This is a genomic window from Nocardioides panaciterrulae, from assembly GCF_013409645.1.
GTDB classification, from domain to species: Bacteria; Actinomycetota; Actinomycetes; order Propionibacteriales; family Nocardioidaceae; genus Nocardioides; species Nocardioides panaciterrulae.
This window is the reverse complement of sequence record NZ_JACCBG010000001.1, coordinates 2,704,278-2,723,637: the sequence shown is the minus strand read 5'-3', so window position 1 is coordinate 2,723,637 and position 19,360 is coordinate 2,704,278. Positions and strand designations below refer to the sequence as shown.

At 73.9% G+C, this 19,360-nt stretch carries 21 protein-coding genes; 13 read left to right on the top strand and 8 right to left on the bottom strand.

The window, feature by feature from the left end; genetic code table 11:
- Positions 1-38 precede the first annotated feature (38 nt).
- Positions 39-758, top strand: a complete 720-nt coding sequence (yczE, locus tag BJZ21_RS12955; RefSeq protein WP_343052127.1) for a membrane protein YczE — start codon at positions 39-41, stop codon at positions 756-758.
- Positions 759-821: 63 nt separating this feature from the next.
- On the opposite strand, the gene BJZ21_RS12950 is transcribed toward yczE, so the two are convergent.
- Positions 822-1,388 carry an O-methyltransferase gene (locus BJZ21_RS12950; RefSeq protein ID WP_179664133.1) on the bottom strand — a complete coding sequence of 189 codons (567 nt, stop codon included), beginning with the start codon at positions 1,386-1,388 and terminating at the stop codon, positions 822-824.
- Between the two features lie 398 nt (positions 1,389-1,786).
- On the opposite strand from BJZ21_RS12950, the gene BJZ21_RS12945 reads away from it, so the two are divergent.
- The 5 genes from BJZ21_RS12945 (at position 1,787) to cimA (ending at position 7,857) form a co-directional block, all read left to right on the top strand.
- The gene (locus BJZ21_RS12945) at positions 1,787-1,924 is read left to right on the top strand and encodes a hypothetical protein (RefSeq protein WP_179664132.1); all 138 of its coding nucleotides are present in this window, start codon (positions 1,787-1,789) and stop codon (positions 1,922-1,924) included.
- Positions 1,925-1,934: 10 nt separating this feature from the next.
- On the top strand, positions 1,935-3,035 hold the full coding sequence (locus tag BJZ21_RS12940) for a 3-isopropylmalate dehydrogenase (protein ID WP_179664131.1): 1,101 nt from the start codon (positions 1,935-1,937) through the stop codon (positions 3,033-3,035).
- Between the two features lie 84 nt (positions 3,036-3,119).
- Positions 3,120-4,193 (top strand): branched-chain amino acid aminotransferase, encoded by a 1,074-nt coding sequence (locus BJZ21_RS12935; protein ID WP_179664130.1) that lies wholly within the window; start codon positions 3,120-3,122, stop codon positions 4,191-4,193.
- 59 nt (positions 4,194-4,252) lie between these two features.
- The gene (locus BJZ21_RS21420; protein WP_179664129.1) at positions 4,253-6,016 is read left to right on the top strand and encodes a protein kinase domain-containing protein; all 1,764 of its coding nucleotides are present in this window, start codon (positions 4,253-4,255) and stop codon (positions 6,014-6,016) included.
- 236 nt (positions 6,017-6,252) lie between these two features.
- Entirely contained in the window at positions 6,253-7,857 is a 1,605-nt protein-coding gene (gene cimA / locus BJZ21_RS12925; protein ID WP_179664128.1) for a citramalate synthase, read from the top strand.
- 95 nt (positions 7,858-7,952) lie between these two features.
- Here cimA and BJZ21_RS12920 read toward each other — a convergent pair whose 3' ends face one another.
- The gene (locus BJZ21_RS12920) at positions 7,953-8,426 is read right to left on the bottom strand and encodes a hypothetical protein (protein ID WP_179664127.1); all 474 of its coding nucleotides are present in this window, start codon (positions 8,424-8,426) and stop codon (positions 7,953-7,955) included.
- A 357-nt stretch (positions 8,427-8,783) separates the two neighbouring features.
- On the opposite strand from BJZ21_RS12920, the gene BJZ21_RS12915 reads away from it, so the two are divergent.
- The 5 genes from BJZ21_RS12915 (at position 8,784) to BJZ21_RS12895 (ending at position 14,276) form a co-directional block, all read left to right on the top strand.
- The gene (locus tag BJZ21_RS12915) at positions 8,784-9,335 is read left to right on the top strand and encodes an NAD(P)H-dependent oxidoreductase (protein WP_179664126.1); all 552 of its coding nucleotides are present in this window, start codon (positions 8,784-8,786) and stop codon (positions 9,333-9,335) included.
- A gap of 204 nt (positions 9,336-9,539) precedes the next feature.
- A complete protein-coding gene (locus BJZ21_RS12910; RefSeq protein WP_179664125.1) occupies positions 9,540-10,751 on the top strand; it encodes a sugar ABC transporter substrate-binding protein in 1,212 nt (403 codons plus the stop codon).
- A complete protein-coding gene (locus tag BJZ21_RS12905; protein ID WP_179664124.1) occupies positions 10,748-11,524 on the top strand; it encodes an ATP-binding cassette domain-containing protein in 777 nt (258 codons plus the stop codon). Before BJZ21_RS12910 ends, BJZ21_RS12905 begins: the two co-directional genes overlap by 4 nt.
- Entirely contained in the window at positions 11,521-12,825 is a 1,305-nt protein-coding gene (locus BJZ21_RS12900) for a sugar ABC transporter permease (RefSeq protein WP_179664123.1), read from the top strand. The genes BJZ21_RS12905 and BJZ21_RS12900 overlap by 4 nt, the downstream gene beginning before the upstream one ends.
- A 59-nt stretch (positions 12,826-12,884) precedes the next feature.
- A complete protein-coding gene (locus tag BJZ21_RS12895) occupies positions 12,885-14,276 on the top strand; it encodes an amidase (protein ID WP_179664122.1) in 1,392 nt (463 codons plus the stop codon).
- A gap of 50 nt (positions 14,277-14,326) precedes the next feature.
- Here BJZ21_RS12895 and BJZ21_RS12890 read toward each other — a convergent pair whose 3' ends face one another.
- The 3 genes from BJZ21_RS12890 to BJZ21_RS12880 are packed head-to-tail and all read right to left on the bottom strand — an operon-like array spanning position 14,327 to position 16,277.
- Positions 14,327-14,938: a CbiQ family ECF transporter T component gene (locus BJZ21_RS12890; RefSeq protein WP_179664121.1), complete on the bottom strand. Its 612-nt coding sequence runs from the start codon at positions 14,936-14,938 to the stop codon at positions 14,327-14,329.
- On the bottom strand, positions 14,935-15,624 hold the full coding sequence (locus BJZ21_RS12885) for an ATP-binding cassette domain-containing protein (RefSeq protein ID WP_179664120.1): 690 nt from the start codon (positions 15,622-15,624) through the stop codon (positions 14,935-14,937). The genes BJZ21_RS12890 and BJZ21_RS12885 overlap by 4 nt, the downstream gene beginning before the upstream one ends.
- Positions 15,621-16,277, bottom strand: a complete 657-nt coding sequence (locus tag BJZ21_RS12880) for a biotin transporter BioY (protein WP_179664119.1) — start codon at positions 16,275-16,277, stop codon at positions 15,621-15,623. Before BJZ21_RS12880 ends, BJZ21_RS12885 begins: the two co-directional genes overlap by 4 nt.
- A 124-nt stretch (positions 16,278-16,401) precedes the next feature.
- Between BJZ21_RS12880 and BJZ21_RS12875 the strand changes: the two genes are divergently transcribed.
- Together BJZ21_RS12875 and BJZ21_RS12870 are read left to right on the top strand one after the other, a co-directional pair.
- A complete protein-coding gene (locus BJZ21_RS12875; RefSeq protein WP_179664118.1) occupies positions 16,402-16,968 on the top strand; it encodes a TetR/AcrR family transcriptional regulator C-terminal domain-containing protein in 567 nt (188 codons plus the stop codon).
- Between the two features lie 61 nt (positions 16,969-17,029).
- Positions 17,030-17,791, top strand: a complete 762-nt coding sequence (locus BJZ21_RS12870; RefSeq protein ID WP_179664117.1) for an AAA family ATPase — start codon at positions 17,030-17,032, stop codon at positions 17,789-17,791.
- A gap of 45 nt (positions 17,792-17,836) precedes the next feature.
- On the opposite strand, the gene BJZ21_RS12865 is transcribed toward BJZ21_RS12870, so the two are convergent.
- Genes BJZ21_RS12865 through BJZ21_RS12855 form a run of 3 tightly spaced genes read right to left on the bottom strand, consistent with a single transcriptional unit; the run spans position 17,837 to position 19,330 of the window.
- A complete protein-coding gene (locus tag BJZ21_RS12865; protein ID WP_179664116.1) occupies positions 17,837-18,454 on the bottom strand; it encodes a pentapeptide repeat-containing protein in 618 nt (205 codons plus the stop codon).
- Positions 18,447-18,761, bottom strand: a complete 315-nt coding sequence (locus BJZ21_RS21010) for a DUF2087 domain-containing protein (protein WP_179664115.1) — start codon at positions 18,759-18,761, stop codon at positions 18,447-18,449. The genes BJZ21_RS12865 and BJZ21_RS21010 overlap by 8 nt, the downstream gene beginning before the upstream one ends.
- The gene (locus BJZ21_RS12855; RefSeq protein WP_179664114.1) at positions 18,758-19,330 is read right to left on the bottom strand and encodes a M23 family metallopeptidase; all 573 of its coding nucleotides are present in this window, start codon (positions 19,328-19,330) and stop codon (positions 18,758-18,760) included. The genes BJZ21_RS21010 and BJZ21_RS12855 overlap by 4 nt, the downstream gene beginning before the upstream one ends.
- Positions 19,331-19,360 lie beyond the last annotated feature (30 nt).

The following is a 19,360-nucleotide window of genomic DNA, read 5'->3' as shown; positions in this document are numbered from 1 at the left end:
TATTGAGGAGAAGGCCAATCGGCCGGGACGATGGTCCGGTGACCTCGACCGCCCGCTCCGCCGACCCGACCACGCCCGCCGCCGCGCCCGCCGCCGCGTCGTGCGGCCCGACCGCGCCGTCCGGCCCGATCGTGCTGGCCGAGCTCGGCCCGATCGCCCAGCTGCGTGCCGGCCGCCTCGGCCGGCGGCTGCCGCAGCTCTACGTCGGGCTGGTGCTCTACGGCGTCTCCATCGCGATGATGGTGGCGGGCGACCTGGGCCTGGCGCCCTGGGACGTGCTGCACTCCGGGCTGATCCGGCACGTGCCGCTGAGCCTGGGCCAGGCCGTGGTGGTGATGAGCTTCGTGGTGCTCCTGGCCTGGATCCCGCTCCGCGAGGTGCCCGGCATCGGCACCGTCTCCAACGCGGTGGTGGTCGGGTTCTCCGCCGACCTGGCCCTCCGGATCCTCGGCCAGCCCCAGGAGCCGGTGCTGCGGGTCGCACTGATGCTCGGCGGCATCGCGCTCTGCGGGCTCGCCGGCGCGATGTACATCGGCGCCCAGTTCGGCCGCGGTCCGCGCGACGGGCTGATGACGGGGCTGCACCGGCGCACCGGCCTCTCGCTGCGCCTGGTCCGCACGCTGCTGGAGGTCGCGGTCGTGCTGGTCGGCCTGCTGCTCGGGGGCGTGGCCGGGGTCGGCACCGTGCTGTTCGCGTTCACCGTCGGGCCGCTGACCCAGCGCTGGCTGCCCCGGTGGATCGTCCCGCTCCACCGCTGAGGTCCGGCCCGGCGGCGGCTCAACGCCGGTCGGCCCGGCCCTGGTCGGCCAGCCTCGGGTGACTCAGCGCCGGGTGGCGAGGATCGTGGAGGCGTCCGGGGCGACCATGACCTCCACGGCGGTGAACCGCTCGTCGGTCAGCCACTGCTCGCGCAGGCTGTCCACCCGGCCGCCGGTGATCGGTGGCCACATCTCGCAGGGGACGAAGTCGTCGAGCACGACCAGGCCGCCCTCCTCGACCAGGTCGGCGATCGCGTCGACACCCACCTGCGTGGGCTCCCCGGAGTCGAGGAAGAGCAGCGAGAACGGGCCCTTGTCGAGCAGCGTCGACCAGTCGGCGGAGAGCACCTCGACCTGCGGGTCGTCGACGAAGATCTTCGCGGCGGCGCCGGCCAGCCGGTCGTCGAGCTCGGCGGTGAGGATCCGCGCGTCGCCGCGCAGCCCCGAGCGCAGCCAGGCGGTGCCGACGCCGCAGCCGGTGCCGAACTCCGCCATCGTGCCGCTCCGGGTCGCCGCCAGCGTCGCGAGCAGACGGCCGGTCTCGTTGCGGCAGAACGACACGTAGCCGGCGGTGCGGGAGACCGCGAACGCGCGCGCGACGATCTCGGGCAGGTCGGGGGGAGCGGACATGTCGAGGAGTCTCTCATCCTGGTCGCGTCGTCTCGCATCGTGAGCAGTTGACGGAAATCGCGTGTCACGTCCCCGGCCCCCGTCGTACCGTGGACGCACCATGCGGAGCGTCTTCGTACTCATCGAAAGCCGCGGCGAGGCCTGATCGGTAGGGCCACCTCGTCGCGGAGTTCGGCGTGAGCGGCCCCCATCCCCGGCCTTCCGGCCCGGTACCCCGGGCCGACCGGAACCGAAGACCTCCGCGGCGGTACGCCAGCAGCGCGACAGCGATCCTGTGCGACCCGCATCCGGCTCAGCTCTCTCACGCGATCCGTGGGACGACCCTCATCGCCACGCGAGGCCTCGTCATTCCCGAGTCATTCCCGACCGACCACGAGACACCAGAGAAGAGACAAGCGATGTACGACATGTACCCCGACTGGGGACCGGCCAGCCACCACCCGGAGAACCCCCGCAGCGCCGAGAACACCACGGCCGCCGTCCAGGCCTCGCTCGACCTGCGGGACAACGGCGGGTTCCGCCCCGAGGACAACTAACGTTCCGGGCATGACTGACACGACCCCGGCCGTCGCCGCCGCCTCGGGCACCGTCCGCCTCGCCGTCATCCCCGGAGACGGGATCGGGCCGGAGGTGACCGCGGAGGCCCTGAAGGTCCTCGAGGCCGCGGCGCCGGCCGGGGTCAAGTTCGAGCCCACCCGCTACGACCTCGGCGCTGAGCGCTACCTCGCGACCGGTGAGGTGCTGCCCGACTCGGTGCTCGAGGAGGTCCGCGGCCAGGACGCGATCCTGCTCGGCGCCGTCGGCGGCCGGCCCGGCGACCCGAACCTGCCGCCCGGCATCCTCGAGCGCGGGCTGCTGCTGCGGCTGCGCTTCGAGCTCGACCACTACGTCAACCTGCGCCCCTCCCGGATCTTCCCGGGCGCGGTCTCGCCGCTCCGTCCCGAGATCACGGGGCACCCCGGCGAGGTCGACTTCGTGGTCGTCCGCGAGGGCACCGAGGGCCCCTACACCGGCAACGGCGGCGCGGTCCGGGTCGGCACCCCCCACGAGGTGGCGACCGAGGTCTCGCTCAACACGGCGTACGGCGTCGAGCGGGTGGTGCGCGACGCGTTCGCCCGGGCCCGGCGCCGGCCGCGCCGGAAGCTGACGCTGGTCCACAAGACCAACGTGCTGGTCAACGCCGGCAAGGTCTGGAGCCGGCTGGTCGACGAGGTCGGGCGCGAGTTCCCCGAGGTGGCCGTGGACTACCTGCACGTGGACGCCGCGACGATCTTCCTCGCCACCGACCCGCGGCGCTTCGACGTGATCGTCACCGACAACCTCTTCGGCGACATCCTCACCGACCTGGCCGCCGCGATCACCGGCGGCATCGGGCTGGCCGCGTCGGGCAACATCAACCCCGACCGCACCGCGCCCTCGATGTTCGAGCCCGTGCACGGCTCCGCGCCGGACATCGCGGGTCAGCAGAAGGCCGACCCCACCGCCGCGATCCTCTCGGCGTCGTTGCTGCTCGACCACCTCGGGTACGCCGACGCCGCGGCCGCCGTCGAGCGTGCGGTCGTGGCCGACCTCGCCGAGCGCACCCCGGGCGCCACCCGGCGCACGGCCGAGATCGGCGACGCCGTGGCCGCGCGGGTCGGCGGCTGAGACCGCGCCGGGATCCCCGGGCTGCCGGGGATCCCACCACGTCCGCCGGCGCCGCCGGCAGGAAGGTCGGCTAACGTGCCTCCCATGCAGATCAGCACCACCCACAACGCCCAGCCGGTCACGGACGCGCGTCTCGCGGAGATCCTGGCCAACCCCGGGTTCGGTCAGTACTTCACCGACCACATGTTCACCGTGGAGTGGACCCCGGCGGAGGGGTGGCACGACGCGCGGATCACGCCGTACGGCCCGCTGACGCTGGACCCGGCGACCGCGGTGCTGCACTACGCGCAGGAGACCTTCGAGGGCATGAAGGCCTATCGGCACGAGGACGGCTCGATCTGGTCGTTCCGCCCGGAGGAGAACGCCGCCCGGATGGCCCGCTCGAGCAAGCGGCTGGCCTTCCCGGTGCTCGACGAGGCCGACTTCGTGCAGGCCGTCGACGAGCTGGTCGCCGTCGACCAGCGGTGGGTGCCGGACTCCACGGGCGAGAAGAGCCTCTACGTCCGCCCGTTCATGATCGCCACCGAGAAGTTCCTCGGGGTGCGCCCCAGCCAGCACGTCACCTTCATGGTGATCGCCAGCCCGGCCGGCGCCTACTTCAAGGGCGGGGTCAAGCCGGTCACGCTGTGGCTGACCGAGGAGTACACCCGCGCCGGCCGCGGCGGCATGGGCGCCGCCAAGACCGGCGGCAACTACGCCAGCTCGCTGGTCGCGCAGCAGGAGGCCTCCGCCCACGGCTGCGACCAGGTGGTCTTCCTCGACGCGCAGGAGGGGAAGTACGTCGAGGAGCTCGGCGGCATGAACATGTACTTCGTCTTCGACGACGGCCACATCGTCACCCCGGCGACCGGCACCATCCTCGAGGGCATCACCCGCTCGAGCATCATCGAGCTCGCCGGCAAGCTCGGCCACCAGGTCGAGGAGCGCCGGTTCTCCATCGACGAGTGGCGCGAGGGCGTGACCAGCGGCCGGATCACCGAGATCTTCGCCTGCGGCACCGCCGCCGTGGTGACCCCCGTGGGCAGCCTGAAGTGGGAGGGCGGCGAGGTGCCCGCCCCGGTCGGCACCGAGCTGACGATGAAGGTGCGCCAGGCGCTCGTGGACATCCAGTACGGCCGCGCCGAGGACGCCTTCGGCTGGATGCACCGGATCGTCTGAACTCAGTAGCGGGGGCCGGGACTCCCGTGTCCGGCCCCCGACCCCGGTAGCCTCGGTCCGTGACGACCGCGCCGCGCCCCGACCTGCCCGAGAGCCGGAGCGTGGGTGGCTACACCCTCCTCGCCCGGATCGGCGAGGGCGGCATGGGCGTGGTCCACCTCGCCCGCCGGCCCGGCGGGGAGCGGGTCGCGCTGAAGGTGCTGCGGCCGCACGTGGTCGGCGACGACGAGGCCCGGGCCCGGCTCGCGCGCGAGGTCGGCTCGCTGCGCCGGATCCGCAGCCGCTGGGTCGCCGAGATCGTCGACGCCGACCCCTGGGCCGAGGTGCCCTACGTCGCCACCCGCTACGTCCCCGGCCTCTCGTTGCACGACCACGTCGTGGAGGAGGGGCCGATCACCGGCGAGGACCTGACCTGGTTCGCCGGCTGCCTGGCCGAGGGGGTCGCCACGGTGCACGCCGCGGGGGTGCTGCACCGCGACATCAAGCCGTCCAACGTGCTGATGGAGGGCCGCACCCCCATCCTCATCGACTTCGGCCTGGCCCGGGTCGCCGACGACCCGAAGCTCACCCACACCGGCTGGCTGCTCGGCACGCCGGGCTACCTCGCGCCGGAGATCCTCTACGGCGACGACGCCACCACCGCCTCCGACGTGCACTCGTGGGCGGCCACCGTGGCCTACGCCGGGACCGGACGCGCGCCGTTCGGCCGCGGGCCCACGATGGCGATCATGGACCGGGTCCGCCGCGGCGAGCACCGGCTCGACGGCCTGCCGGAGCCGCTGCGCGGCGTCGTGGAGCAGGCGCTCGACCCCGACCCCGGGCTCCGGCCGAGCGTGGCGGACCTGCGCGCCTGGCTGCGCCCCGACGACGGCGGCACGCGCCGACACCCGGGGCTCCCCGGCCACCGGGGGCGACCGGTCGACCCGCTGACCGTGCCGCTCGCGGCCCTCTCCCAGCAGGCCGCCGACCGCCCGACCGACGGGTTCGACGGCGGGTTCGCCGACGGGGTTGACGGCGAGCAACCCCCCGGGACCCTCGTCGACCCCGACGGCCACGAGCCGACCCGCGCGCTGCCGGGGGAGTGGCGCGACCCGGCCTACCGCGCCGCCGAGCCCTGGGCCGAGGGGGCCGCGTGGCCCCAGGACGACGACCGGCCGCAGCAGGCCTGGGACCAGCAGCAGGCCTGGGACCAGGAGGAGGCCTGGCCGCCCGCCCCGCGGCGGGCGCCGTGGCCCGAACGGCTGCGCCGCGGGGTGCTGCTCCTCACCGGCGCGGTCGCGGCCGGGGCCGCGGTCGCGGCGTACCCCTGGCCGGTCGCCGCCCTGCTGCTCGGTGGCACCTGGCTGCTGCGCAGCGGGTCGTCGGCGGCGAGCGCCGCCGGGGACCGGCGCCGCCTGCGCGGACGCAGGTGGTACGACGGGGTCCAGTTCCTGCTCGCCGCCCCCTGGCACCTGACCCGCTCGATCGTGGGCACCGTGGTGCTGGCCCTGTGGAGCCTCGGCCTCGCGCTGGCCGCCCTGCTCGTCTGCTACGCGGTCGCCGCCGGGCCGACCGCCACCCTGTTCGCCGGCGGCACGGTGTTCGCCGGCTCCCTGTGGCTGGGGCCCGGGGCGTCGCGGGTGCGCTCGCCGCTGGCCCGGGTCCTGCACCCGCTCTCGGCGGCGCCGCAGCGCTGGCTGGCTGCCCTGGCGGTCCTGCTCGCGGTCGTCGTCGGCCTGGTGCTGCGGGTGGATTCGGCCGGCACGTCGTGGTTCCCCGGGACCGACCAGCCGTTCGCCGGCCTCTCGCTGCCCCACGGCCTGCCGTCCCTGCCGGGTCGCTGAGGCACCGCCCGCCGCCGCGCGGCCCGCGGGCCGGCCCGCATCGCGAGACCACCGCCCGCCCCGTGGACAGCCGTGGCAGCATGGGCCGCATGCAGCAGCAGGGCATCATTCCCTAGCGCGTCGTCGCCCCGCCCCGGGGCAGCCGACGCGCCGACCTCTCGTACTCCGGGAGGTCTTTTTGTTGCCCGACCAGCACCGGCGACCACCGGGCGCCGTGACCACGAAGGATGAGACCGATGGACCTGCAGGGCGCGTTCCACGTCTACGACACCACGCTGCGCGACGGCGCGCAGCAGGAGGGGCTGAACCTCACGGTCGCGGACAAGCTCGCCATCGCGCGCCAGCTGGACGGGCTCGGGGTCGGCTTCATCGAGGGCGGCTGGCCGGGCGCGAACCCCAAGGACACCGAGTTCTTCCGCCGGGCCGCGCAGGAGCTGGAACTGGGGCACGCGCGGCTGACGGCCTTCGGCGCCACCCGCCGGGCCGGGGTGCGGGCGGCCGACGACCCGCTGGTCGCCGCGCTGCGCGAGAGCGGGGCGGGGGTCGTGACGTTGGTGGCCAAGTCCCACGACCGGCACGTCGAGCTGGCGCTGCGCACCACGCTGCAGGAGAACCTCGCGATGGTCCGCGACACCGTCGCCCATCTGCGGGCCGAGGGACAGCAGGTCTTCCTCGACGCCGAGCACTTCTTCGACGGCTACCGCGCCAACCGCGACTACGCGCTGGAGGTGCTGCGGACCGCCGCCGAGGCCGGCGCCGAGGTCGTGGCGCTGTGCGACACCAACGGCGGGATGCTGCCGGGCTGGGTCGCCGATGTGGTGTACGACGTCATCGAGACCACCGGGGTGCGGGTGGGCATCCACTGCCACAACGACACCGGCTGCGCGGTCGCCAACACGCTCGCGGCGGTGGAGGCCGGCGCCACCCACGTGCAGGGCACGATCAACGGGTACGGCGAGCGCACCGGCAACGCCGACCTGGTGACCGTGGTGGCCAACCTCGAGCTCAAGCTGGACCGCACGGTGCTGCCGGCCGGGCTGCTGCGCGACGCCACCCGGATCGCGCACGCGGTCGCCGAGGTGACCAACGTGCCGCCCTCCTCGCGTCAGCCGTACGTCGGGACCTCGGCGTTCGCCCACAAGGCCGGCCTGCACGCGAGCGCGATCAAGGTCGACCCGAACCTCTACCAGCACCTCGACCCCGTGACCGTCGGCAACGACATGCGCCTGCTGGTCTCCGACATGGCCGGGCGTGCCTCGATCGAGCTGAAGGGCCGCGAGCTCGGCTTCGACCTCTCCGACGGATCACCGGAGGACAAGGCCCTGGTCTCCCGGATCACCCAGCGGGTCAAGGAGCTGGAGGCCCGGGGGCACACGTTCGAGGCCGCCGACGCCTCCTTCGAGCTGCTGCTGCTCGAGGAGGTGGAGGGCGCGCGGCCGTCGTACTTCGAGGTCGAGTCGTGGCGGGTGATCACCGAGACGCTCGACCGGCGCAGCACCTCCGACGAGGCGGTGTCGGAGGCGACGGTCAAGCTGCGCGCCGGCGGGGTCCGCTTCGTGGTCACCGGGGAGGGCAACGGCCCGGTCAACGCCCTGGACCAGGCGCTGCGCGAGGCGATCGGGCAGGCCTACCCCGAGGTGGCCAAGTTCGAGCTGATCGACTACAAGGTGCGCATCCTGGACCAGGGCCACGGCACCGACGCGATCACCCGGGTGCTGATCGAGACCAGTGACGGCGAGTCGTCCTGGGTCACGGTGGGCGTCGGTCACAACGTCATCGAGGCGTCCTGGCAGGCGCTCGTCGACGGGCTGACCTTCGGGCTCCGGCGCCAGCAGGCCTGAGCCCGGCCCCGCCCGCCCCTGGCCGGCCCCGGCCCGGCAGCACGGCACCGGGCCCCTCCTCCCGGCTGGGAGGAGGGGCCCGGTGTGCGCGGCGATCAGCGACGCAGGTAGATGGTGCGCCCGGACGCGTGGTCGTAGGTCCAGCCGTTGGCCGGGTCCTCGGTCGCGAACACGAAGTCGAAGACGCGCGCGGCGCCCTTGACCCAGTGGAAGCCACCGGTGGGCCGGCGGACGGGCAGGTAGACCCACTCCTCGTTGCCGTTGCACTCGAAGGCGTTGTACGCCGCGAGCACGCCGGTGTTCTCCTGGGCGTTGCCGTGGGTCACCTGCGCGAGCGTGCCCTCGAGCCGGGCGTCGGTGACGTCGGGCGAGCAGGTCACCTTGACCTTGATCCACGCGATGTTGCGGCTCTTGCTGAGCAGTCCGTGCTTGGCGATCTTGATGATGGTGCTGCCGTTGCTGGTCCCGCCACCGCCGTCGTCGGTGTGGGCGAGCGCCGAGCCTGCCGGCAGGGCGACCAAGGTGAGCGATGTGGCGCCGGACGCGATCGCTTTGGTGATGGTGTGCATGTGTTGGCCCCCTAGGCCTCTCGATGCTGGGAAGGCCTGTCCTCCCATGCGTTTGACGCTAGGAACGGCCGTCTGGACCGGTCATGCCACAAATTGATGGTGTGGCCCGGATCCCCTTGCCCTTTAGGGCAAAGCCGTCCTCAGGCTGGGGGACCCGTCCTCAAGCACGAGGAGTGCGCGCGACCGCGCGGCCGGGGCCCCGACCGGCCCCATCGCGGCGCCCTCGCCTACCGGGGCTCGCCGCCGTGACGCGTCTCGTCGCGGGGAGGGCTTCCTCACACGCCCCGGTGGAAGCGAACCGGTCCGCGGTCGGTTCCAACTATCGACGTCTCTTTCCCACCCCCGAGGAGAACCGCCATGCCCCACACCCGTGTCGCCGTCCTGGTCGGCAGCCTGCGCGCCGACTCCGTCAACCGCCGGCTCGCCGAGAGCCTCCGCGAGCACGCGCCGGCCGGCGTGTCGGTCGAGCTGGTGGACGGCCTCGACCAGGTCCCGTTCTACAACGAGGACGTCGACCGGCCCGGCAGCGTGCCGGCCGCCGCGGCCCGCCTGCGCGAGCAGGTCGCGGCCGCCGACCGGGTGCTGGCCGTGACGCCGGAGTACAACGGGACGATGCCGGCGGTGCTCAACAACGCGATCGACTGGCTCTCCCGGCCCTACGGCGCGGGCGCGATCCAGGGCAAGCCGTTCGGCGTCGTCGGCGCCACGCCCACGCCGTACGGCGGCAAGTGGGCGCACGCCGACACCGTCCGCTCGGCCGGCATCGCCGGGGCGGTCGTGGTGGAGGACGTCACGGTCTCGCAGTCCGCGCTGGAGGTGGACGTGCTCACCGACCCCGAGGTCCGTGACCGCCTCGACCGTGCGGTGGCCGCGCTCGTGGAGTTCGAGGCGGAGACCGCCGCGGCCTGAGCCTGGGCCGCGGCTCGACGCCGGCGCCGGACGAGGCGCGGGTGCTCACCGGTGGGACGGGACCGACGGTCCCGTCCCACCGGCCCTTCGCCCCTGACCCCCGACGAGGTCCGGACGGACGCTGGGCGGTGCGCCGCACCCTGCGGTGCCCGGACGGGGGATCCGGCCTCGAGGCCAGGAACAGGCCAGGGACAGGGGAGCACCATGCGACTCAACCGTCGGGCCGCCGCCGTCAGCGCGGTCGCCCTCGCCGCCAGCAGCCTCGCTGCCTGCGGTGGGGGGAGCCACAACAACAACTCCGGCAGCAACCCGAGCTCGTCGAGCAGCGTGCCGGCGATCTCCAACTCCGACTTCACCTCGGACTTCTCCGCGATGGAGACGCTCAAGCCGCTCGCCCAGCAGGGCAAGGGGATGGTGGCGGTGCTGCTCCCCGACACCACGACGTCCGCGCGCTACACGACGTTCGACGCGCCGTACCTCAAGGAGGCCTTCCAGAAGGCCGGGCTGAGCTCCTCGCAGTTCAAGATCCAGAACGCCCAGGGCAGCGCGAGCACCATGCAGACGCAGGCGGAGGCCGCGATCACCGCCGGCGCCTCGGTGCTGCTGGTCGACGCGCTGGACTCCGGCTCGGGTGCCGCGATCGAGCAGAACGCGACGTCCAAGGGCGTCAAGGTCATCGACTACGACCGGCTCACCCAGGGTGGGCCCTCGGACCGCATCTACGTCAGCTTCGACAACGTCAAGGTCGGCAAGCTGATCGGCGAGGGCGAGGTCAGCTGCATCCAGGACTGGGGCGTGAAGAACCCCAACGTGCTGATCATGGACGGCGACCCGACCGACAACAACGCCAAGCTCTTCGCCCAGGGCTACAACGGCGTGCTGGACCCGAAGTTCAAGAGCGGGGACTACACCAAGGTCGGTGAGCCGGCCGGCACCTGGGACCCCGACAAGGCGCAGACCACGTTCGCCCAGCAGTACACCGCACACCCGCAGATGAACGCGGTCGTGACGCCGAACGACGACAACGCCAACGCGGTGATCTCCTACCTGCAGAGCAAGAAGGTGCCTGCCAACACCTTCCCCACCACCGGCCAGGACGCCTCCCTCTCCGGGCTGCAGAACATCCTCAAGGGCTACCAGTGCGGCACCGTCTACAAGCCGATCTACCTGGAGGCGCAGAGCGCCGCGGCGATCGCGCTCTACCTCCGGGCCGGCCAGCCGGTGCCCTCGGGGCTCGTCAACGGGTCCACCAAGGACGACACCGTGGGCAAGGACGTGCAGTCCAGCCTCCAGACGCCGCTGTGGGTGACCAAGGACAACATGGCTGACACGGTGGTCAAGGACGGTGCGGTGAAGACGTCCGACCTGTGCATCTCCTCGCTCCAGCAGGCCTGCAAGGACGCGGGGATCCAGTGACCGGGGCCGCGGGCCCGCTGCTGCGACTCGAGCACATCGACAAGCACTTCGGGCCCGTCCAGGCGCTCACCGACGTCAGCCTGGACGTGGCCGCCGGGCAGGTCACCGCGCTGGCCGGCGACAACGGCGCGGGCAAGTCCGTGCTCATCAAGTGCATCGCGGGGATCCATGCGCCCGACGGCGGCCGGATCGTGTGGGAGGGGCAGCCGGTCGAGCTGCACAGCCCGCGGGACGCCGCCGCGCTCGGCATCGAGACCGTCTACCAGGACCTCGCGCTCTGCGACAACCTCGACATCGTCCAGAACATGTTCCTGGGCCGGGAGCGGCTGCGCCGGTGGCTGCTGGATGAGGAGAGCATGGAGATCTCGGCACGGGAGACGCTGACCAGCCTGCGCGTGACCACGGTCCGGTCGATCCGGCAGCCGGTCGCGTCGCTCTCCGGCGGCCAGCGGCAGTCCGTCGCGATCGCCAAGTCCGTGCTGTGGAACTCCAAGCTCGTGATCATGGACGAGCCCACCGCCGCCCTCGGCGTCGCGCAGACCGAGGTGGTGCTCTCGCTGATCCGCAGGCTGGCCGACCAGGGCCTGGCCGTGCTGGTGATCTCGCACAACATGAACGACGTGTTCGAGGTCGCCGACCGGATCGCGGTGCTCAGCCTCGGCCGGCTGGTGGCCATCCGCCCGGTCGAGGACCTCGACCGCAAGAGCGTCGTCGACCTGATGACCACCGGCTCCTCCGACCGCCTCGGGGCGAGCCGGACGGAGGCGCCATGACCACCGGAGGCACCGTGCCGCGGACCCCCGAGCCGCCGGAGGAGGCCGACCCGACCGGCGCCGACGCCGCCGCCGTCGCGATCGACCCGTCGCTGACCGCGACCTCGCTGGGGGAGTACCTGCGCGGGCAGTGGGTCCGGATCCGAGGCGGCGAGACCGGCGCGCTCCCCGTGGTCGCCGGGCTGATCCTCATCGGGGCGTTCTTCCAGTACCTGAACTCCAACTTCCTCACCGCCGGCAACATGGTCAACCTGCTCGTGCAGGGGTCGGTGTTCATGCTGCTGGCGATGGGCGAGGTCTACGTCCTGCTGCTCGGGGAGATCGACCTGTCCATCGGCTACATCGGCGGCCTGGGCGGGGTGATCATGGCCGAGCTGATCTCGAACAAACACAACTGGCCGTGGTGGGCGGGGGTCGCCGCCGCGCTGCTCGCCTGCACCGCGATCGGCGTGTTCCAGGGCACCATCATCACCCGGATCGGCCTGCCCTCGTTCGTCGTCACCCTCGCCGGCCAGCTCGGCTGGCTCGGCGTGATGCTGCTGATCCTCGGCAGCGGCGGCGTGGTCCCCGTCAACGACGCGACCATCAACGACATCGCCAGCGGCCAGCTCTCGCCGGCCGCGAGCTGGGTGGTCATGCTGGTCGTGGTCGGCGTCTTCGGCGTGTGGTCCTGGTTCCGCGACGAACGGCGCCGGCGCAGCGGCCTGGTGGCGCCGCCGCGGAGCCTGACCCTGATCAAGATCCTGCTGACGCTGACCGCCGGCGTCGTGGTGGTGGCCATCTGCAACACCGACCGGGGCGTGCTGGTGCCGATCAAGGGCGTCCCCTGGGTGCTGCTGCTGGTGCTCGCGGTGCTGCTCGCGTGGACGGTGGTGCTGGCCCGCACCCGCTTCGGCCGCTTCGTCTACGCGATCGGCGGCGGCCCCGAGGCGGCCCGCCGGGCCGGCGTGAACCTCGCGCTGATCCGGACGGTGGCGTTCGCGCTCGGGTCGTTCACGGCGGGCATCGCCGGCATCGTCTACGCCTCGCGGCTGCGGTCGGTCTCCACGTCGTACGACGGCGGGACGCTGGTGCTCTACGCGGTGGCCGCCGCCGTCATCGGCGGCACCAGCCTGTTCGGCGGCCGGGGGAAGCCGCTGCACGCCGTGCTCGGCGGCCTGGTGATCGCCGCGATCGACAACGGCATGGGCCTGCAGGGCTACAGCGCCCCGTCGAAGTTCATCGTGACCGCGATCGTGCTGGTGCTGGCGGTGACGATCGACGCGCTCGCCCGGCGGGGCCGCGCCGCGGTGTCCCGCTGACGGTGCCGAGCCGCGCCGAGCCGGGCCGGCCGGGGGACCGCGCGCGGTAGCGTCGCGCCATGGCCGAGCTGCACGACCTGACCGCCCTCGAGCAGGGAGCGCTGGTGCGCCGCCGCGAGGTGTCACCGCGCGAGCTGGTCGACCACTACCTCGACCGGGTCGAGCGCCTCGACGACGTGGGCGGGTTCGTCACCGTGACCCCGGAGCGGGCCCGGGCGCGCGCGGACGCGTGGGAGCAGGGGGAGTCGCCGCTCTCGGGCGTGCCGACCGCGGTCAAGGACCTCAACCTGACCGCCGGCGTGCGGACCACCTTCGGCTCGGCGGCGTTCCGCGACTTCGTGCCGGAGGTGTCCGACGGGGTGGTGCTGTCGCTCGAGGCGGCCGGCCTGGTCAGCCTCGGCAAGACCAACACCCCGGAGTTCGGGTCGCCCTGCTACACCGAGCCCGACGTCGCCCCGCCCGCGGTCACGCCGTACGACCGGAGCCGCACGGCCGGCGGCTCCTCCGGCGGCGCGGCGGCCGCGGTCGCGGCCGGGCTGGTGCCGCTCGCCCAGGGCTCCGACGGCGGCGGCTCGATCCGGATCCCGGCGTCCTGCTGCGGGCTGGTCGGGCTCAAGCCCACCCGGGGGCGGATCAGCGGCCACCCGATGTACGGCGACCCGGTGGGGCTGGCGACGGCCGGTCCGCTCGCGCGCACGGTCCGGGACGCCGCTGCGCTGCTGGACGTGCTGGCCGGCCGCCGACTCGGCGACCCCTCCTGGGCGCCGGAGCCGTCGGGGACCTTCCTCGCCGCCTGCGAGCGGGAGCCGGGCCGGCTCCGGGTGGCGAGGTTCGTCCGGCCGGTCATCGCCGACGTGGCGGTGGAGGCGGACTGCGTGGCCGCCTGGGAGCAGGCGTCCTCGCTGCTGGCGTCGCTCGGGCACGAGGTCGTCGACGTCGACGTCCCGCTGCCGCGGGAGGCCGTGCCGGTCTTCGAGACCTGCTGGGCGGTGCTGACCGCCCTGTCGGTGGTGCCGCCGGACCGGGAACCGCTGCTGCGCCCGCTGACCCGCTGGCTCGCGGAGCGCGGGCGGGCGGTCAGCGGGCCGGAGTTCGGGCTCGCGATCGGGGCGATGCGGCGGTTCGCCGCGGGCGCGCTGACCGCGCTCGCGCCGTACGACGCCGTGCTGACGCCGACCCTGGCCGCGCTGCCCCCGCTGGTGGGGGCGATGCGCGACGACGCCGACCCGACGCGGGACTTCGCCGCCCAGAAGGCGTTCACGCCCTGGACCTCGGCCTGGAACGTCACCGGCATGCCCGCGGTCTCGCTGCCCCTGCACTGGACGCCGGCCGGCCTCCCGGTGGGCGTGATGCTCGCCGCCCGGCCCGCCGAGGAGGAGCTGCTGCTCTCGCTCGCGGCCCAGCTCGAGGCGGCCGCCCCCTGGGCGGACCGTCGCCCGCCCGGCTGGTGAGGCCGCCCCGACGGAGGTGACGCCGAGGGCGCGCCCGCTGTGTGTGCGCGTCAGTCGTCGCCGATGCCGCGGGCGTGCAGGGCGTCGCCGGTCGCACGGGCGTGGGCGACGACCCGGATCACCATCGGCGTCAGCCGGGCGCGGGGGTCGCGCTCGAGGCCCCGCGCGAGCGCGGCGTCGCGGGTCTCCCCGGCGATCTCGAGGGTGGTCGGGATCGCGCGGATCATCAGCGAGAACGCCAGGGCCACCTGCTCGGGGTCGACGCCGACCCGGCGCAGCGGCCGCAGCCCCGCGGCGATCGCGTCGAGCACCTCGTCCACCGGCGTGGTGGTGGTGAGCACGGTCGCGAGCAGCACCAGGGTCAGCAGGTCGCCGACCGACTCCACGGCGAGCGGCCAGCCGTGCTGCCAGGCCTGGTACGCCGCCAGCAGGACGGCCATCACCAGGACGCCGCGCAGCGCGCCCAGCGTGGCCCGCAGCCCGGTCCTGGCCCAGGCGCAGGTCGCGACCGCAGCCGCCAGCAGCGCCAGGGCGCCGGCCGGACCCCGCAGTGCCACCACCACCCCGCCCACGACCAGGAAGCCGAGCAGCTTCGCGCCGGCCGGGGCCCGGTGCAGCGGGGTCCGCCCCGGCCGGTAGGCGCCGAGCAGGGTGCCGGTCACGCCGTGGCCCGGTAGCGGGCGACCGCCGCCTCGGCGGCCCCGTCGAAGACCACGCGGCCGCCCTCGACCACCAGCGCCCGCTCGCAGCGGGCGGCGAGCTCGAGGTCGTGGGTGACCAGCAGCAGCTGCTGGGGCAGCGCGAGCAGCAGGTCGCCGACCCGGCGGCTGTTGCCGAGGTCGAGCAGCGTCGTCGGCTCGTCGGCGACCAGGACCGCGGGCTCGGTGGCCAGCACCCCCGCCAGCGCCAACAGCTGCCGCTGGCCGCCGGAGAGCGCGTGCACGCTGCGGTCCGCCAGCCCCTCGAGGCCGTAGGACGCCAGCACCGCCAGCGCGGCCCGGCGCCGGGCCGCCTTGTCCCGGTGGGTGCGTCGCAGCGACAGTGCGACGTCCTCGACGGCGGTGGGCATCACCAGCTGCGCGGCCGGGTCGGTGAACGCGAACGCCACCCGGCGGCGTACGGCGCGGCCCTCCTCTGCGACGTCCAGACCGTCGACCACCACCCGCCCGGTGGTCGGCGTGACCAGGCCGTTGACCAGCCGGGCCAGCGTCGACTTGCCCGACCCGTTGGGGCCGATCAGCGCGATGCGCTGCTCGGTGAGCGTCAGCGAGGTCTCGTCGAGGATGAGCAGGTCGCCGTCCGCGGCGGGGACCCGGACGCTGACCCGGTCGAGGTCGATGCGGCTCACGCGACGACGGGGTTCTCCGGGGAGCCCTCCGTGGTGCCCCCCGTGGGGCCGTCGGCGGGAGCGGTGTCCCGGCGACCGGGCCGGCGGCCGAGCAGGTCGGGGAAGGCGCGGTGGACGGCGGTGGCGACGACCGCGACCAGCAGGCCCTTGAGCAGGTCCCCGATCCAGAAGACCTTGTCGATGTCGAACGCCGCGGCCCAGGAGATGTCCAGCCGCCACACCAGGCCGGCCATGCCGAGCGCGTGGTTGAGCAGCACGCCGGCGACGGTCGCGAGGAAGATCAGCGGCACGCTGGTCTGGATGGCCCGGCGGGGCAGCCGCTCGACGACCAGGCCGCACAGCCCGGCCGCGAACGGGAACGAGACGAGGTAGCCGACGGTCGGGCCGGAGAAGACCCCGAGGCCGGCGGTGCCGCCGGCGAAGACGGGCAGCCCGGCGGCGCCCACCGCGAGGTAGAGCAGCACGGCGAGGAACCCGCGCCGGGCGCCGAGGACGGCGCCGGCGAGGAGCAGCCCGAAGGTCTGCAGGGTGATCGGGACCGGGCCGGCGACGTTGATCGAGGGCAGCACCGCGCAGACGGCGACGAGCGCGCCGAACCCGGCGATCAGTGCGAGGTCGGTGCTGGAGCTGCGGCGGGGCGAGGAGGCGGTCATCGGGGGATCCTTCTGCTGCGGGCCGACCTGAACGGTGGTCAGGTGAACGGCGTTCAGGTTAGGGTGGACGTCGGTGGGTCGTCAACGCGGCCCGCCACCCGGACCGACCGCACAGGGGGAGTCGATGCGCTACCGGCGTACGGACGTCGTCGAACGGGCGCTGGAGGTGCTCGACCGCTACGGCCTGGCGGACCTGACCATGCGGCGCCTCGGCGCCGAGCTCGACGTCCAGCCCAGCGCGCTCTACCACCACTTCGCCAACAAGCAGACGCTGCTGGCCGCCGTGGCCGACGAGATCCTGGCCCGCGGGCAGCGGCCGCTGCCCGATCCGGCCGACTGGGAGCAGCGCGTCGTCGCGGTCTGCGTCGGACTGCGCGAGGCGATGCTCGCCTACCGCGACGGTGCCGAGGTCGTGGCCACCGTGCACGCGTTCGGGCTCGGCGCTGACGGCCCCACGGCCGACCTCGGGTCCACCCTGCGTGCCGCCGGGCTGGGGGACAGCCTGGCGCGCACCGCCGCCCGGACCCTGCTGCACTACGTCTTCGGCCACGTCTCCGAGGAGCAGACCCACCTGCAGGCGGGCAGCGCCGGAGCGATCGCCGACGAGCCGCGCGAGGAGTCCGACTTCCTCACCGGCCTGGCGCTGGTGCTCGACGGGATCCGGCTGCGGCGGGAGTCGCTGGCCCACTGATCGCTGGCCCGCTCACCGAAGTGGGCGGTGCCGTGGTGGCCGCGCCGGTAGCGTCTCGGCCATGGCCGAGACCGGAGCCGGGACGCCCGGCGGCTGGGCGCGCGATCACCGGATCGTGCGCCGGGTGGCCGCCAACGACCACGCCCCTACGGGCAGCGGGGAGTGGCCCGCCTCCGTCCCGGCCGTCGACCAGCTGCTGCGCGAGGGACTCGACCTCGCCCCCGGCGTGACCTTCCTGGTCGGGGAGAACGGCAGCGGCAAGTCCACGCTGGTCGAGGCCGTCGCCATGGCCTTCGGGCTCTCGCCGGAGGGCGGCTCGACCGGCGCCCGGCACTCCACCCGGTCGACCGAGTCGGACCTGTGGCGGTGGCTGCGGCTCGACCGGTCCCTCGGCGGCTCGCGCTGGGGGTTCTTCCTCCGGGCCGAGAGCATGCACAGCTTCTACACCTATCTCGAGGAGAACCCCGGCAAGCGCGATCCCAGGTTCCACGAGATGAGCCACGGCGAGTCGTTCCTGGAGGTGCTGCGGACCCGGTTCGACTCACCCGGCCTGTACTGCCTCGACGAGCCCGAGGCCGCACTGTCCTTCAGCGCCCAGATCGCGCTCGTCGGCACCCTGCACGACCTGGCCGCCGGTGGCGCCCAGGTCCTCTGCGCCACGCACTCACCTCTGCTGGTGGCGCTGCCCGGCGCCCGGATCCTCGAGGTCGGCCCGTGGGGGATGCGCGAGGCGGCCTGGGAGGACCTCGAGCTGGTGCAGCACTGGCGGCGCTACCTCGACGCGCCGATGCGCTACCTGCGCCACGTCCTCGACGACGTCTGACCGGCGCCGGCCGGGCGCCGGCCCCGCTCCGGCCCGGGGTGCCGCTCAGTCCTCCGCCGAGGTCTCCACCCGCGCGCCGTGCAGCTCGGCGAGCAGCACCGCCCCGGCGAGATCCAGGCGGGTACGCCGCAACTGGGCCGCGGCGAGGTCGACCCCGTCCAGGTCGGCACCACGCAGGTCGGCACCGTCGAGCTCGGCCTCGCGCAGGCTGGCGCCGGCGAGCCGGGCGCCGCGCAGGTCGGTGCCCGTGAGGTTGGCCAGGGAGAGGTCCGCCTCGCGCAGGTCCAGGCCCGCCAGGTCGAGCCCGGACAGGTTGGCGCCGCGGGCGGTGACGCCCCGCCACTGACCGCCGCTGACTCGGATCGGGCGCAGCGTGCACTCACTGAAGACCGAGCCGAGCAGCTTGCAACCCTCGAACGTCGCGTCGAAGAAGCTCGTGCGCCGGAAGTCGCACGCCACGAACGCCGAGCCGTCGTGGACCGAGGCGTTGAACCGGCAGCCGTGGAAGGTGCAGCGGTCGAAGAGCGCCCCGGCGGTGGTGACCTCGCTGAGATCGACACCGGTGAACGTGCACTCCTCGAAGCGGACCGCGCCCAGGTCCTCGCCGTACCAGTCCTCGTCGCGCCGGTCCTGCCGCACGACCGGGGGCTCAGGCTCAGGCATCGGCGGCGCCGTACGCCTCGGTGCCGTCCGCCGCGGCGCCGTCCGTCACGGTGCCGCCGCTGCGCCAGTAGCTGCCGTTCTCCCGGGTGAGGAAGAGGCTCTCCACCAGGTAGCGGCGCAGCGCGGCGTAGTCGGGGTGGAAGCGGGTGAGGATCTCGTTGACCTCGGCCTCCGGGTAGTGCACCCCGGGCTCGAAGGACTGCGCGAGGTGGTCGAGCACGACCAGCAGCTTGGCGCGCTTGGCGGGGATGGTGTGCAGCCGGCCGTCGGCGGTGAGGAAGTTGGCCAGCACGCGCTGGTCGCTCACGAGCGCCTCTCCTTCGGGGTCAGGTCGAGCAGCCGCCGCGGCCGGACGGCGGTCGCCAGGTCGCCGTGCAGCGCACGTCGCTCGAAGTGCAGGTGGCAGCCGTCGGGTGCGCCGTTGTCGCTGGCGAGCGCGATCCGCTGGCCCCGGTGGATCCGGTCGCCGGGGTGGGCGAAGACCCGGCGGGTGTGGCCGATGACCAGGTCGTAGCCGCGGGCCCGGTTGCGGATCAGCACCGGGTTGTCGCCGTACGCCGGGCCCAGCGACGCGTGCGAGACGACCCGGCCGCCGAACCGCGCGAACAGCGGGGTCCCGCACCGCATCGCCACGTCGATGCCGTGGTGGAAGCCGCGCTCGTGCGCGCAGCGCGGGTCCGGGGAGTAGTACGGCGCCCGGGTGCAGCCGAACGGGACCATGATCCGGTGCGCCCCGGCGAACCACGGCGAGGTGTAGCGGGTCGCGTCGTGGCTGTAGAACACCCAGCGCGGGTCGCCCGCCCGAGCGGCGGGTGCCAGGACCCCGACCAGCAGCGGCACCACGAGCAGCAGGATCAGGGCGCGTCCGGGTCGCATGCGGGCCACGCTAGACCGTGCCGCGGACGT

What these genes read in the sequence shown, in the direction of transcription:
- BJZ21_RS12950 (WP_179664133.1), bottom strand. Translation starts at nt 1,388, where the DNA reads ATGTCCGCTCCCCCCGACCTGCCCGAGATCGTCGCGCGCGCGTTCGCG.
- BJZ21_RS12945 (WP_179664132.1), top strand. Translation starts at nt 1,787, where the DNA reads ATGTACGACATGTACCCCGACTGGGGACCGGCCAGCCACCACCCGGAG.
- BJZ21_RS12940 (WP_179664131.1), top strand. Translation starts at nt 1,935, where the DNA reads ATGACTGACACGACCCCGGCCGTCGCCGCCGCCTCGGGCACCGTCCGC.
- BJZ21_RS12935 (WP_179664130.1), top strand. Translation starts at nt 3,120, where the DNA reads ATGCAGATCAGCACCACCCACAACGCCCAGCCGGTCACGGACGCGCGT.
- cimA (WP_179664128.1), top strand. Translation starts at nt 6,253, where the DNA reads ATGGACCTGCAGGGCGCGTTCCACGTCTACGACACCACGCTGCGCGAC.
- BJZ21_RS12920 (WP_179664127.1), bottom strand. Translation starts at nt 8,426, where the DNA reads ATGCACACCATCACCAAAGCGATCGCGTCCGGCGCCACATCGCTCACC.
- BJZ21_RS12915 (WP_179664126.1), top strand. Translation starts at nt 8,784, where the DNA reads ATGCCCCACACCCGTGTCGCCGTCCTGGTCGGCAGCCTGCGCGCCGAC.
- BJZ21_RS12910 (WP_179664125.1), top strand. Translation starts at nt 9,540, where the DNA reads ATGCGACTCAACCGTCGGGCCGCCGCCGTCAGCGCGGTCGCCCTCGCC.
- BJZ21_RS12900 (WP_179664123.1), top strand. Translation starts at nt 11,521, where the DNA reads ATGACCACCGGAGGCACCGTGCCGCGGACCCCCGAGCCGCCGGAGGAG.
- BJZ21_RS12895 (WP_179664122.1), top strand. Translation starts at nt 12,885, where the DNA reads ATGGCCGAGCTGCACGACCTGACCGCCCTCGAGCAGGGAGCGCTGGTG.
- BJZ21_RS12880 (WP_179664119.1), bottom strand. Translation starts at nt 16,277, where the DNA reads ATGACCGCCTCCTCGCCCCGCCGCAGCTCCAGCACCGACCTCGCACTG.
- BJZ21_RS12875 (WP_179664118.1), top strand. Translation starts at nt 16,402, where the DNA reads ATGCGCTACCGGCGTACGGACGTCGTCGAACGGGCGCTGGAGGTGCTC.
- BJZ21_RS12870 (WP_179664117.1), top strand. Translation starts at nt 17,030, where the DNA reads ATGGCCGAGACCGGAGCCGGGACGCCCGGCGGCTGGGCGCGCGATCAC.
- BJZ21_RS12865 (WP_179664116.1), bottom strand. Translation starts at nt 18,454, where the DNA reads ATGCCTGAGCCTGAGCCCCCGGTCGTGCGGCAGGACCGGCGCGACGAG.
- BJZ21_RS12855 (WP_179664114.1), bottom strand. Translation starts at nt 19,330, where the DNA reads ATGCGACCCGGACGCGCCCTGATCCTGCTGCTCGTGGTGCCGCTGCTG.